The organism is uncultured Microbacterium sp. (genome assembly GCF_964244775.1).
Classification (GTDB): domain Bacteria; phylum Actinomycetota; class Actinomycetes; order Actinomycetales; family Microbacteriaceae; genus Microbacterium.
Window position 1 is genome coordinate 58,437 of the sequence record NZ_CAXTJR010000007.1, and the last position, 12,362, is coordinate 70,798.

Sequence of the window (12,362 nt, forward strand, 5' to 3'; positions counted from 1 at the left end):
TGTGATCTACGGGCGCCGTTGCATGCATCCGTGATTCGCTACTGCGAGCCGATTGCGGGCGAGTTCGCGCGATATCGAGGCCAACCGATCGAACCCACGAGGAGCACCGACCATGCCTATCGCTTTCGAGGGCCTATGGCCCCCCTTTCACCTGCACATATCGTGTGGACCACTCGAGCTGACCGCCATCCGTGACGATGACATGCTCGAGCTCCTGGATGCAGCGGCCGACGTTCATCCCGATTCACTACGCCCTTTCCCGGAAAACTGGGCAGGACTGCCCGAACAAGAGCGCGGCGCGACGCTCGCGCGGAAGTTTTGGAGGCAGCGGAGCACCTTCACCCCCGAACAATGGGAGCTGTCACTGGTCGTGCGCCTCGGCGGGCGGGTCGTCGGGGTTCAAGGAGCCGAGGCGACGGCGTTCCCAGAGCTTCGGACGCCCGACACCTTCTCCTGGCTTGCGAGCGACGCGCAGAATCGCGGTGTGGGAACGCTGATGCGTCAGGCCATGTGTGCGTTCCTCTTCGACGAGCTCGGCGCTGTGGCCATCACGAGCGGCGCCTACGACGACAATCCCGCTTCAGCCGCGGTCAGCAAAAAGGTGGGTTATGAGCGCAATGGGCAACGACTCGAACTAAGAGACGGCCGGGCTGCTCCTCACACCAAATTCATCCTGCATCCCGCGAACTTCGTGAGACCGCCGCATCCGGTTCGCGTCCGCGGCGCGGAGAAGTTCCGCGCCTACGCAGGACTCGAGTAACGCGCCTACCAGTCGCCCACGTCGTTGATGGTCGCGGTGATGACGGTAGCGCCCGCGAGGTCAACGCGAGTGCGATGCCGGCGATGAGGGCGGTGATGGGTTCCTCGTGGTCTTTCCCCCTTGCCCCGGGCACGATTTGCAGCTTTTCAGCTCACGCGTCGAATGCGAGTGAGGCTGACAACTCGCGGCGAGCGTCGATCTGGGCCTGGATGGTGGCGAGGTTCTTCTCCTCACCGTCCATAACGTCGGCACCGGCGAGGAACCGCAGCGGCAGCTCGTCGGAGTCAGACAGGGTGACCAGAGCCTCGGCGAGCTTCTTCGGGTCGCCGGCCTGCAGGCCGTTCATGCCCTTCCATGCCTCGATGGTCTGCGCGGTGAGTTCGGCGTAGTCCTCAATGTCCAGCTCGGCCCAGATCGTTGATGCGCCTTCGACTAGCAGCTCGGTGCGGAAGAAGCCCGGCTCTACCGCCATCGTCTTGATTCCGAACCGTTCCACGTCGAAGCGCAGCGATTCCATCCATCCCTCCAGGGCGAACTTCGAAGCGGCGTAGGCGGCGACAAACTCTTGACCCATCAGACCGGCGGCGGAAGTCACAGTGATGACCTGCCCGGAGCGCTGCTTGCGCATCACCGGCAGAATCGAGCGGGTGACGTTGAGGGGGCCGAAGAAGTTCGTCTCCATCTGCGCGCGGAGCTGCGCCGGGCTGGTGTTCTCGAAGTAGCCGGCGTAGAAGTTGCCAGCGTTGTTGACGACGACATCGATGCGACCGAACCGCTCCACCGCGGCCGCTGTGGCGGTATCGGCCGCAGCCGGGTCGGTGATGTCGAGCGCGACAGCGAGGAGGTTCTCATGCACACCGATCGCGTTCTCCACACGGGCGGCGTCGCGGCCGGTCGCGACGACAGAGTGCCCGGCATCGAGGGCGGACTGGGCGATGTCGATGCCGAGGCCGCGGCCCGCTCCGGTGATGAACCACACGTTTCTGCTCATGAATATTGCCTCTCCCAAATTCTGTTGCCCACCTGTTGCGGCGGCTGATGATTTGAGTCAACGCGCTCTCGCCCGACTTAGCGTGGCCCTCCCTACGGGTGTCCCATCAGGGACCCCCTACAGCCGTGGGAGCGGCGTACCGTCGAAGACATGGACACCCACGGCGACATCAGCGAGTTCCTCACCACCCGGCGAGCAAAACTCACCCCCGCGGAAGTGGGGCTACCCGATTTCGGTGGTCGCCGCCGCGTGCCGGGGCTGCGTCGCGAAGAGGTCGCCCTGGTGGCAGGGATGAGCGCCGAGTACTACAAACGGCTCGAACGGGGAAACGCCAAAGGGGTCTCGGATGTGGTCATCGACGGCATCAGCCGCGCCCTGCACCTCGACGACGCAGAGCACGCCCACCTCTACGACCTGGTCCGCGCCGCAACGCCGGCGCCCACCCGCAGCAACGCCCGCGGACAGCTCGCAAGTCTCAGTTGACCGCCGGAATGCAGCAGACTATCGACGCCATGTCGACCGTGCCCGTCTTCGTACAGAACGGACGCCTGGACGCGGTTGCCACCAACAAGCTCGGGCGCGCTCTGTTCTCCGAGATGTTCGACGACGCGCGACCACCGGTTAACGCCGCCCGGTTCATCTTCCTCGACCCTCGCGCGCAGACCTTCTACCGCGAATGGGAAGCGCAAACCCCGCCAGATCGTCGCGATACTCCGCGCCGAAGCCGGTCGATCCCCCTACGACCGGCAACTGAGCGACCTCGTCGGCGAACTCTCCACACGCAGCGACCTGTTCCGCAAACTGTGGGGCGCCCACGACGTACGCGAGCACCGCACGGGCTTGAAGACCGTTCATCACCCGGTAGTCGGAGATCTCGACCTCACTTTCCAGGCCATGGACCTCGCATCCGACAGGGGTCTGCAGATGCTTGTCTTCTCGGCCGCACCCGGATCAGCTACCGACGAACGCCTGCAGCTGCTTGCCAACCTCACAGAGACGGCGACTCAGGAAGCGAGCCGATGAGCACCGAACGAGTCCGCAAGCTGATTCGCTTACGAGGCCGATGACGGGGATGCCGAGCACGATTGTAACGACGAGGTCGCATGCTCAGCATCCCGTCGAGGCGTTCGCTCAGAGCGAACCGAGAGGAGCACGCTCTACCGCGACACCGACGCCCTTCAGCGGTCACTGAGCGTCGGCTAGGGTCGATGCTGCGAGAGCGCATCTTGCAGAATCACGGGACGTGGGCCATGGAGAGCGTCGGACGCATCGCCGTCGAGGCCTGGGAGGCGCTCTTTCGCGCGAGCGCCACGATCGAGCGAGATCTGCGAGCGGGCGACGCGTGGGGCGAACTCGCCGGCCCCGAGTACGGCGTGCTCTATGAGTTGACGAAAGCTCCCGACGGCGTCCGGATCACCGACCTCGGCGAGGACGTGCTGCTCACCCAGGCGGGCATCTCTCGTCTCGCCGGAAGGCTCGTCGAGAAGGGCCTCGTCGAGCGAGTGCCCGATCCCGAGGATGGACGCGCAACCCGGCTCGTGCTCACCACCGCCGGCGCCGACGCCCAGCGCCGAATAGGCCGCATCCACGCGCGCGAGATCCTGACGGCGATGAGCGAGCGCCTCTCACCCGATGAACTTCAGCAGATGACACGACTCTGCGCGAAGCTCATCGGCGCGGGAGACGATGAGCAGGGGGATGCTGGTCACCCGCCGTCGCCGACCGGCTGAGGCCAGCGGACCAGCCGCTCGCAGCGTAATCGCAGGAAGAGCTTCCCCGAGATCTCGGGGAAGCTCTTCCGTTAGGTCGTCTGCCGGGTCAGGCCGCGCGAAGCGGCTTCAGGGCGCCGGCCCACGCCTCGAGCTGGTCGAACAGCGTGTCTGCCGCGGCTTGGTGCTGGGGTCCCGGAGCGAACGTGCTGAAGTTCTCGAAGTCGGTGAACAGCGAGAAGCTCAGCTGCTGACGCACGTCGGCGATCTGGAGCTCGGCCGAGATACCGCGCAGGTGCTCGATCGCGCGCGCGCCACCGAGCGAGCCATAGGCGACGAAACCTGCGGCCTTGTTGTTCCACTCGGCATAGAGATAGTCGATGGCGTTCTTCAGCACGCCAGAGGTGGAGTGGTTGTACTCCGGGGTGACGAAGACGAATCCGTCGTACGCGCCGATCTTCTCGGCCCATGCCTTGGTGTGGTCGTTCGTGTAGCTGCCCATCGAAGGCGGGACGGGCTCGTCGAGGTGCGGGAGCGGGAAATCGGCGAGGTCGATGAGTTCGTAGGTGGCCTCGCGATTCGCGGCGCGCTCGAGTACCCACTCGGCGACGGCGGCACCGTTACGACCCGGACGGGTGCTGCCCAGGATGATGGCGATCTTCAGGTCGGACATGTGTTCCTTTCTTGATGGCTGCCCCGCCGGATGTGCGGGGGCAGAGGCTGATCAGCGACCGACGGCAAGCCGCATCAGCGGCGAGTCGTAGTCGAAAGCGTCGTCCTCGATGAGCTGCTCAGACGTCGTCCGACTGTCGTCGTGGCGGTGAGCATCCCACGTCTTTCCGCTGATCTGTGCGGCGACATCACTCGCGACGAGCTGCGAGAGCTCGATCGCGGCACGGTCGATGCGAGACCCGAGCTCGGTCGAGCTCCAGTCTTCCGACGCGGCGAAGACGGACGTCGGCAGCGTCAGCGCCCGCAAGTACGCGAACAGCGGCCGCATCTGCTGGTCGATCACCAGCGCGTGCCGGCCACTTCCGGCCGTTGCGCCGAGCAGCACCGGCTTGGCGATCAGGACGTCGTCGTCGAGGATGTCGAAGAACGATTTGAACAGACCGCTCGGCCCCGCCTTGTAAACCGGAGTGACCGCGATGATCGCGTCGGCCTGGGCGACTTGGCGCATCTTCTCGCGCAGCAGTTCGCCGGGGTAGCCGGTCGTCGTCGCGCGGGCGATCTCGCCCGCGATGGGCGCCAGTTCGATGACTCCACCCTCGGCGACCAGGCCCAGCTGTTCGAGGTGCTGCAGGCTCTTCTGCGTGAGTCGGTCGGTGAGGAGCCGCGTCGACGACGGTTCGCTGACTCCGGCGCTGATCGCCACGATCCGGTACGTGCGGTCGGTGGTGTGCATGTCGATGCTTCCCGGTGTCAGAATCGCGGTCGGGTGTCGCCGGCGCCGACGAGCACGGTGTCTTCGTACGGTGCCGCCACGGTGAGGTTGTCGCCGCGGTTGGCGCGCGGACGAGCCTGACGTGGCTCAGCATCCCCGTACTGGGCCTTCACGAGCGCTGCGTGTGTCGGCGCCTCGGCCGCGTTCGGCGACCGGCGTGAGGCCATCTCTTTGCGCAGCACCGGCACCACTTCTGTGCCGAGCAACTCGATCTGCTCCAGGGCCATCTCGAGCGGGAGGCCCGTGCTGTCGAGGTTCCAGAGCTGACGCTGATAGTCGCCGAATCCTTCTTGGAAGGTCAGGGTCTTGTCGATGACCTCTTGCACGCTGCCCACGCTCGAGGGCGTGTCGCGGATGTACTCCTCGAGCGGATACGACTGGCCGTAGATCGCGAAGCCCTCGAAGTACGGGCGGTAGCGTTCGCGAGCGCCCTGAGAGGTCGCGCCGATGAAGGTGTGACCGCCCAGGCCCACGATCGCCTGCTCGCGGGTGCCGTGGCCGTAGTGCTCGAAGCGCTGGCGGTAGAAGTCGACGAGCGGCTTGAAGTGCAGATTCGGGGCGAGGATGTTGTTCGCGAAGTAGCCGTTGCCATAGAACGCGGCCTGTTCGGCGATCTCGGGCGTGCGGATCGCCCCGTGCCACACGAAGGGCGCGACACCATCGAGCGGGCGAGGCGTCGAGGTGAATCCCTGCAGGGGCGTGCGGTGCTGGCCCTCCCAGTCGACGACGTCCTCGCGCCAGAGGCGGTGCAGCAGGTTGTAGTTCTCGAGCGCGAGAGCCACCCCGTCGCGGATGTCTTTGCCGAACCACGGGTACACCGGTCCGGTGTTGCCGCGGCCGAGCATCAGGTCCATCCGGCCTTTCGCCAGATGCTGCAGCATGGCGTAGTCCTCGGCGATGCGCACCGGGTCATTCGTCGTGATGAGAGTCGTCGACGTGCTCAAGAGGATCTGCTGGGTCACCGCCGCGATGTGCGCGAGCACGGTCGTGGGCGACGACGAGAAGAACGGGGGGTTGTGATGCTCGCCGATGGCGAAGACGTCGAGACCCACCTCGTCAGCGCGCTTGGCGATCGCGATCATCGCGTCGATGCGCTCCGCCTCGCTGGGTGTGTGCCCCGTCACCGGGTCGCGGGTGATGTCGCTGACCGAAAAGATTCCGAATTGCATGAGTGCCACCTTCCTGATGACATCCACAACATACATGCGCGCGCAAGTATTCCCGGCCACTTTTTCATCGATCAGGGCGAATCGCGGAGCGCCCCTGCTCTGCGGGCAGCGCTCACGCATCCGTCGATGCGGTCAATCGCACGATCGAAGTCGGTGGTCGACGCCCACAGGAGCGGCTGCTGCATCCTGATCTCGTCGAGCGACATCCCTGCGCTCTGCAGATTCGCCAGGTCGAATCCCACGTTCACGCGGGCGCCGGAGAGCGCGGCGCGCAGCGCCCCGAAAGCCACGACCACGTCGGCGATGAGTGCCGGGTTGCCGTGGTCGGTGAGCCACGCGAGATCGTCAACGGCGGCGACGGCCAGATGGCCCAACTAGGCGGAGGTTCGTGCGGCCTCGATCGATGCCGCGGCGATGGCATCATCGCGCGCCTGACCCTCATCCAGGCGAAAGGCCGCTCCGAATGCGCGCGACGCGGACGCATCCTCATCGGCGCTGCGCAGCGCGTCCTCGCGGAGCGCGGCGGATCGCTCGATCACATCCCGTAGCCGCTGCTCGTGACCCTCCTTCGGGCGCGTGTACCGCGCGGCCATCGACGTCAGCGATGCGGCGATCGCCAGCATGACGCCAGCACCCGCGCCTCCGCCGGGAGAACCCGAAGCCTCCGACAGCGCCCGGGTCCAGTCGTCGACCGTCGAGTCGTGCGTGGAGGTCGTCGGCGCGTCAGACACGGGATCGGAAGGCATGCTGCGGCTCAGCCGCGACGGAAGGTCAGGTGAGTGATGCCGCTCGGCGCAGCTTCGGTCGTCACGTCGTAGCCCGACTCGAGCCCGCGCAGATCGTCCCAGAGGCGGATGCCCTGGCCGAGCAGAATGGGGGCGATGGCGACGTGGAGATCATCCACGAGCCCGGCGCGCAGGAAGTCACGCACCGTCGTCGGGCCGCCGCCGATGCGGACATCCCCGCCATCGGCCACGGCGACAGCGCGTGCGAGCGCCTCTTCGGGTGACGCCTCGAGGAAGTGGAAGACGGTGCCGCCCTTCATTTCGATCGAGGCGTGTGGGTGAGGATGAAGACCGGAACCCGGAACGGCGGCTCGTCTTCCCACCACCCCTTCCAGTCGGGGTCGTCGGGGTGGTCGTGCAACCCGAACATCCCAGCCCCCATGATCTCGGCGCCGACCGCCTCGAAGTACCGCTGGGCGTAGTCGTCATCCACGCCCGTAGTGCCGGCTCCGCTCGTGTCGTGCAGCACGCGCTCGCGGAACGTGCGGGTGCCGACATACGCCGCCGTGAGGCGACCCCAGTCTTGCCCGAACGGGTTCTCCGGCGTCTGGTCGGTCGTGGTCGCGAAGCCGTCGAGCGAGATGTTGAGATCGACGCGGACTCGGGTCATGGTGTTCTCCTCGAAGTGTGGCTGCTGCCCATTGAACACCGCACGAGCCCATTGAACATCGCCCGGGCGATCACGCGCGCAGCGCGCGCCCGTCGCGCTCCTCGAGGAGGCGCGCCGCGAGCAGTTCTCCCGCGATCGGGCCGAACGCCTCGCGGGCCGCGCGATGAGTTTTCTCCACCAGCGTCGACAGTTCGAACGGCACGTGCAGCTCGGTCGCCAGAGCGGATGCTGTCGCCAGCTGTTCGATGACACGATCCAGGCTGAACGACGCCATGTAGTCGCCGCGCAGCACCGCTTCGTAGTCGCGCTCCAGCACCACGCTCGACCCGGCTCTCGTCGCCAGCAGCGCCCGGAGCGTCGCAGGTTCCAGGCCCATCGCCCGCCCCAGCAGCAGGGCCTCCGTCACCGCGATGACCTGTCCGAACCAGAGCAGGTTGGACAGCAGCTTGACCGTCTGCGCATCGGCGGGGTCGGTGCCGATCACCTCGACGCCGCCTGGAGCGGCGAGCGCGTCGAGCACGGGCCCGAGCCCCTCCACTGCGGAAGCATCGCCGGCGACCGTGAAGTGCAGTGTGCGCGCGTGGGCGGCGGACGGGCCTCCCGCCATCGGAGCGGCCACAGCGCTCACGCCCCGCTCGCGCACCAGGTCGGCCAGGCGCCGGGTCGCCCGTGGATCACCCGTGCCGAGGTCGACCCAGCACGCCCCCGCGGCGAAGTGCTCGGCCGCCTCGACGACGACGTTTTCGGTCTCGTGCGGGCCGGGCAGCACGGTGACCACGAGATCCGACCCGCTCACCAGTTCGGCGATCGATGCCGAGGGCGAGACGGTGTCTCCCGCGGCTACCACGCAGTCTGGGTCGATATCGAAGACGCCGACCCGATGCGACTCAGCCAGCGCGATCGCGATGGGAATGCCCATCGCTCCGAGGCCGATCACTCCAAGTCTCATACCCGCAGTATCCCGCGAAGCGCCGCGCGCGGCATCCGCTTCTCCTCGTTCCGGCTACCAGCCGCCGCGCGTCGGAGTGTGGCCTTGCCGGGCGCCGTCGGGCATAGCCATCTCGACGCGGACACCGAGCAGGCGGATCGCGCGATCGGGTTCGATCTTGGCCACGAGCTCGCCGAGCTTGTCGAGCACCTCCTCGCGATCGAAGGTCGTGTCGATCTTCTTCGTGAAGGTCTTGGTGAAGAACGGCACGTACCGCACCTTGAGCGTCAGCCCGATCGCCGGTCGCCCCTCAGCCGCGACGTCGTCGAGCACACGCGTGAGCAGATCGCGGATCGCAGCATCGATCTCGGCCGGTGTGACGAGGTCGACCTGGTAGGTCGTCTCCCGCGCGTGGCCCCGCGGCACCCACGGCGTGTCGTCCACGACGCTCGCACCCTCGCCGCGTCCGAGCTGCGCGAACCACGGTCCCATCCGCGGACCGAACTCAGGGATGAGCGCGGCATCATCCGCCGCCGCGAGCTCTGCGACGGTGCGGATGCCGAGCCCCTCGAGGCGGCGCGAGATCTTGCTGCCCACGCCCCAGAGCTCGATCGTCGGCTTGTGGCCCATGACCTCGAGCCAGTTCTCGGCCGTCAGCCGGAAGACGCCGCGCGGCTTGCCGAACCCGGTCGCCACCTTGGCGCGCACGAGAGTGTCGCCGATACCGACGCTGCAGTGCAGCGCCGTCTTCTCCATCACCGCCGCCTGCGCGCGCCGCGCATACGCCTCGGGGTCATCGGTGCTCACCCCGACGAACGCCTCATCCCAGCCGAGAACCTGCACCACGGCACCGGGCTGGTCACGCAGCGTCGACATCACCTCTTCGGACGCAGCCAGGTAGGCCGGAGCATCCACTGGAAGGATGATGGCGTCGGGGGCTTTGCGCGCCGCGATCCGCAACGGCATGCCCGAACCCACCCCGAACTGCCGGGCCTCGTACGACGCGGTCGACACGACGGCCCGCTCTGTGGGGTCGCCCCGACCGCCCACGATCACCGGCTTGCCGACGAGCTCGGGGTGTCGCAGCACCTCGACGGCCGCGATGAACTGGTCCATGTCGACGTGCAGCACCCACGGACGAGGAGACATGCGCAGGCTGACGCCGAGCTCAGGCGGAGGGCGCGTCGGGATCGAGGGCCTTCAGCGTGTCTTCCTCGACCGCGTTGTCAGCGGTCAGCTGCTCTTCGGTGGTCTCATCGCCACCGGTCGGATGGTCGCCTGCGGGGCGCTCGTCGTCGTGCTCGTCGGGCTTGCCGTGATCTGTCATAGCCGCACGCTACGCCGCACGCCCGACACCCGCACCCACTTGACCTTTCGGGCCTCGTCCAGGCGTGCGCCGATAGAATTCCCTGTGCCCTCTGATGCTGTGCCCACCGACGACCTCGCCCCCAGCGGCATCGATCCCGCCGAGCTGGCGGTCGCGCTCGATGTGCTCGAGCGCCTGGTCACGGTCGACGACTCCCACCCCGACTTCGTCGCGGTCCGCCGGGCGACCGCCAAGATGTTCAAGGCCGTCAAGCGCGAGCGCCGCAGGGTCGCGCGGGATGCCGTCAACGACGCCGATCGGGCAGTCGTCGCCGCCACGGCCACCGGTGCGCCCGACCGAATCGATGACGAGACTCGCGGCATCCCGATCACCACCGCGACCACCGCGCCGACGGCCGGAGTCCTCCTCAAGGCCCGCGGGTGCTACATCTGCAAACAGCCCTACACGGTGGTCGATGCCTTCTATCACCAGCTCTGCCCCGACTGCGCGGCGATGAGCCATGCCAAGCGCGATGCCCGCACCGACCTCACCGGCAGACGCGCGCTGCTGACCGGCGGCCGCGCGAAGATCGGCATGTACATCGCCCTGCGGCTGCTGCGCGACGGCGCACACACGACGATCACCACCCGGTTCCCGCGCGACGCGGTGCGCCGCTTCACGAGCCTGCCCGACTCGTCCGAGTGGATCGCCCGGCTCAAGGTCGTCGGCATCGACCTGCGCGATCCGGCCCAGGTGATCGGGCTCGCCGAAGACGTCGCGGCCGCAGGGCCCCTCGACATCCTCATCAACAACGCCACCCAGACCGTGCGGCGCTCGCCGGGGGCGTACCAGCCGCTTGTCGACGCCGAGCTCGCACCTCTGCCCGACGGGCCGCTGCCCGCGCTCGTCACGTTCGGCCACACCAACGACCAGCATCCGCAGGCCCTCGAGCGCTCCGTCGCCGCGCACCCCGTGCTCGCCGCCGCGGCCGCCCGCGCCGACGAGCTCACCGAGCAGGCGATGGCGCCCGGCTCGAGTTCGCTCGAGCGCCTGGCCGCGGGCACCGCGATCGACGCGGGCGGTCTTCTGCCAGACCTCCACGACGTCAACTCGTGGACCCAGCGCGTGGAAGAAGTCGATCCGCTCGAGATGCTCGAGGTGCAGCTGGCCAACACCACGGCGCCCTTCCTCCTGATCTCGAAGCTGCGCTCCTCGCTCGCGGCGAGCCCCGCGCGCCGCACCTACATCGTGAACGTCAGTGCGATGGAGGGCGTCTTCGGTCGCGGGTACAAGGGTCCGGGGCATCCCCACACCAACATGGCCAAGGCCGCTGTCAACATGCTCACCCGCACCAGTGCGCGCGAGATGTTCGAGAGCGACCGCATCCTGATGACGAGCGTCGATACGGGCTGGATCACCGACGAGCGCCCGCACCCGACCAAGGTGCGGCTCGCCGAAGAGGGCTTCCACGCCCCGCTCGACCTCGTCGACGGCGCTGCCCGCGTGTACGACCCGATCGTGCGCGGCGAAGCCGGCGAAGACCTCTTCGGCGTCTTCCTCAAGGACTACGCGCCCGGCGCATGGTGACGGGCCTGCAGCCCGGCATGCGGGTGGTCGTGCGCTACCTGCTGCCGACCGGGCAGGCGACGGATGCGCTCGGGATGCTGCTGCAAGCCGACGCCGTCACCCTCGTCGTCGACGGGGTCCGGGGTATCGAGACGATCGCCGTCGCCGACGTGGTCGCCGCGAAAGAGGTGCCCCCACCGCCGGAGCCTCGGCTCAGACGCGGGCCGTCAGCGCCGGCGTGAGGGCTTCGCGCTCGTCGAACACGAAGCAGTCGCCGTCGAAGTGCGCGCCGCCGACCTCGTCGAAATAGGTGAGGATGCCCCCGTCCAGCTGCAGCACGTTCGGGTGACCGGCATCCCGCAGATGGATGGCCGCCTTCTCGCACCGGATGCCGCCGGTGCAGAAGCTCACCACCGTCTTGCCCTCGAGGTCGGCGGCGTGGGTGGCCGCAGCATCCGGGAACTGCGTGAACCGCGTGATCTTCCAGTCGATCGCGTTCTCGAACGTGCCGTACTCGACCTCGAATGCGTTGCGGGTGTCGAGCATGACGACCTCGCGGCCATCGTCGTCGTGGCCGTCGTCGAGCCAGCGGCGCAGCGTCCGCGCGTCGACGGAGGGCGCGCGCCCGGCGGCGGGGTGGATGCTCGGGTGGTCCATCCGGATGATCTCGCGCTTGAGCTTGACGAGCATGCGCCCAAATGGCTGCTCGGCAGACCAGCTCTCTTTCGTCGCGAGCGCGGCGAATCGCGGATCGGTCCGAAGGCGCGCGATGAAGCCGCGCACGCCGTCGGCGTCGCCGGCGAGGACGAGGTTGATCCCCTCCTCGGCCAGCAGGATGGTGCCCTTGAGGCCCCGCGCCTCGGCATCGGCCTTCAGCGCGGCGCGCAGAGCGGCCCGGTCATCCAGCGGGGTGAACAGGTAGGCCGAGACGTTGAGCACGCGATCCATCGCGCGGGAGTCTACCTGTCGGATATTCGGAGGCCTGCGGTTCTTCGGGTGCGAGAGCGACTGCGCGCCCGAAACCGCGCAGTTCTCCGAAGTTGCGCGATCGACGACGTCTCGGCGCGAGGCCGTCGCATACGACGACTTAGACT

14 protein-coding genes and 4 pseudogenes are annotated in these 12,362 nt (G+C 67.7%); 7 read left to right on the forward strand and 11 right to left on the reverse strand.

Going from position 1 to position 12,362, the window contains the following annotated elements:
• Nucleotides 1-112: 112 nt before the first annotated feature.
• Nucleotides 113-760, forward strand: coding sequence for a GNAT family N-acetyltransferase (locus tag ACFE6Z_RS12290; protein ID WP_375385979.1), 648 nt, complete (start codon nucleotides 113-115; stop codon nucleotides 758-760).
• A gap of 151 nt (nucleotides 761-911) precedes the next feature.
• On the opposite strand, the gene ACFE6Z_RS12295 is transcribed toward ACFE6Z_RS12290, so the two are convergent.
• The gene (locus tag ACFE6Z_RS12295; RefSeq protein WP_375385980.1) at nucleotides 912-1,751 is read right to left on the reverse strand and encodes an SDR family NAD(P)-dependent oxidoreductase; all 840 of its coding nucleotides are present in this window, start codon (nucleotides 1,749-1,751) and stop codon (nucleotides 912-914) included.
• Between the two features lie 150 nt (nucleotides 1,752-1,901).
• Here ACFE6Z_RS12295 and ACFE6Z_RS12300 point away from each other — a divergent pair, with 150 nt between their 5' ends.
• From ACFE6Z_RS12300 to ACFE6Z_RS12315, 4 genes and pseudogenes are all read left to right on the forward strand, one after another.
• Nucleotides 1,902-2,234 (forward strand): helix-turn-helix domain-containing protein, encoded by a 333-nt coding sequence (locus ACFE6Z_RS12300; RefSeq protein ID WP_375385981.1) that lies wholly within the window; start codon nucleotides 1,902-1,904, stop codon nucleotides 2,232-2,234.
• A gap of 29 nt (nucleotides 2,235-2,263) precedes the next feature.
• A pseudogene (locus ACFE6Z_RS12305) lies at nucleotides 2,264-2,353 on the forward strand (transcriptional regulator); the annotation flags it as partial.
• Nucleotides 2,310-2,774 carry a hypothetical protein gene (locus tag ACFE6Z_RS12310; protein WP_375385982.1) on the forward strand — a complete coding sequence of 155 codons (465 nt, stop codon included), beginning with the start codon at nucleotides 2,310-2,312 and terminating at the stop codon, nucleotides 2,772-2,774. The pseudogene ACFE6Z_RS12305 and the gene ACFE6Z_RS12310, both read left to right, overlap by 44 nt.
• A 185-nt stretch (nucleotides 2,775-2,959) precedes the next feature.
• Nucleotides 2,960-3,481, forward strand: a complete 522-nt coding sequence (locus ACFE6Z_RS12315) for a MarR family winged helix-turn-helix transcriptional regulator (RefSeq protein ID WP_375385983.1) — start codon at nucleotides 2,960-2,962, stop codon at nucleotides 3,479-3,481.
• A gap of 88 nt (nucleotides 3,482-3,569) precedes the next feature.
• On the opposite strand, the gene ACFE6Z_RS12320 is transcribed toward ACFE6Z_RS12315, so the two are convergent.
• The 9 genes and pseudogenes from ACFE6Z_RS12320 to ACFE6Z_RS12360 form a co-directional block, all read right to left on the reverse strand.
• Nucleotides 3,570-4,133 (reverse strand): NADPH-dependent FMN reductase, encoded by a 564-nt coding sequence (locus ACFE6Z_RS12320; RefSeq protein WP_375385984.1) that lies wholly within the window; start codon nucleotides 4,131-4,133, stop codon nucleotides 3,570-3,572.
• Nucleotides 4,134-4,184: 51 nt separating this feature from the next.
• Entirely contained in the window at nucleotides 4,185-4,865 is a 681-nt protein-coding gene (locus tag ACFE6Z_RS12325; protein ID WP_375385985.1) for a CE1759 family FMN reductase, read from the reverse strand.
• A 17-nt stretch (nucleotides 4,866-4,882) separates the two neighbouring features.
• Complete coding sequence (locus ACFE6Z_RS12330) at nucleotides 4,883-6,073, reverse strand: CE1758 family FMN-dependent luciferase-like monooxygenase (RefSeq protein ID WP_375385986.1); 1,191 nt, start codon at nucleotides 6,071-6,073, stop codon at nucleotides 4,883-4,885.
• A gap of 71 nt (nucleotides 6,074-6,144) precedes the next feature.
• Nucleotides 6,145-6,819 (reverse strand): annotated as a pseudogene (locus tag ACFE6Z_RS12335) (cyclodeaminase/cyclohydrolase family protein).
• 8 nt (nucleotides 6,820-6,827) lie between these two features.
• Nucleotides 6,828-7,468, reverse strand: a pseudogene (locus ACFE6Z_RS12340) (dihydrofolate reductase family protein).
• A gap of 70 nt (nucleotides 7,469-7,538) precedes the next feature.
• Nucleotides 7,539-8,006 carry an NAD-binding protein gene (locus ACFE6Z_RS12345; protein WP_375386065.1) on the reverse strand — a complete coding sequence of 156 codons (468 nt, stop codon included), beginning with the start codon at nucleotides 8,004-8,006 and terminating at the stop codon, nucleotides 7,539-7,541.
• Nucleotides 7,980-8,429: pseudogene (locus tag ACFE6Z_RS12350) on the reverse strand (NAD(P)-binding domain-containing protein); the annotation flags it as partial. The pseudogene ACFE6Z_RS12350 and the gene ACFE6Z_RS12345, both read right to left, overlap by 27 nt.
• A gap of 42 nt (nucleotides 8,430-8,471) precedes the next feature.
• Nucleotides 8,472-9,545: a DNA polymerase IV gene (locus tag ACFE6Z_RS12355; RefSeq protein ID WP_375385987.1), complete on the reverse strand. Its 1,074-nt coding sequence runs from the start codon at nucleotides 9,543-9,545 to the stop codon at nucleotides 8,472-8,474.
• A 19-nt stretch (nucleotides 9,546-9,564) separates the two neighbouring features.
• Entirely contained in the window at nucleotides 9,565-9,723 is a 159-nt protein-coding gene (locus ACFE6Z_RS12360; RefSeq protein ID WP_375385988.1) for a hypothetical protein, read from the reverse strand.
• A gap of 84 nt (nucleotides 9,724-9,807) precedes the next feature.
• Here ACFE6Z_RS12360 and ACFE6Z_RS12365 point away from each other — a divergent pair, with 84 nt between their 5' ends.
• Both ACFE6Z_RS12365 and ACFE6Z_RS12370 read left to right on the forward strand, forming a co-directional pair.
• The gene (locus ACFE6Z_RS12365) at nucleotides 9,808-11,289 is read left to right on the forward strand and encodes an SDR family NAD(P)-dependent oxidoreductase (protein ID WP_375385989.1); all 1,482 of its coding nucleotides are present in this window, start codon (nucleotides 9,808-9,810) and stop codon (nucleotides 11,287-11,289) included.
• Nucleotides 11,283-11,510, forward strand: a complete 228-nt coding sequence (locus tag ACFE6Z_RS12370; protein ID WP_375385990.1) for a hypothetical protein — start codon at nucleotides 11,283-11,285, stop codon at nucleotides 11,508-11,510. The genes ACFE6Z_RS12365 and ACFE6Z_RS12370 overlap by 7 nt, the downstream gene beginning before the upstream one ends.
• On the opposite strand, the gene ACFE6Z_RS12375 is transcribed toward ACFE6Z_RS12370, so the two are convergent.
• A complete protein-coding gene (locus tag ACFE6Z_RS12375; protein ID WP_375385991.1) occupies nucleotides 11,482-12,216 on the reverse strand; it encodes a sulfurtransferase in 735 nt (244 codons plus the stop codon). The genes ACFE6Z_RS12370 and ACFE6Z_RS12375 overlap by 29 nt on opposite strands.
• Nucleotides 12,217-12,362 lie beyond the last annotated feature (146 nt).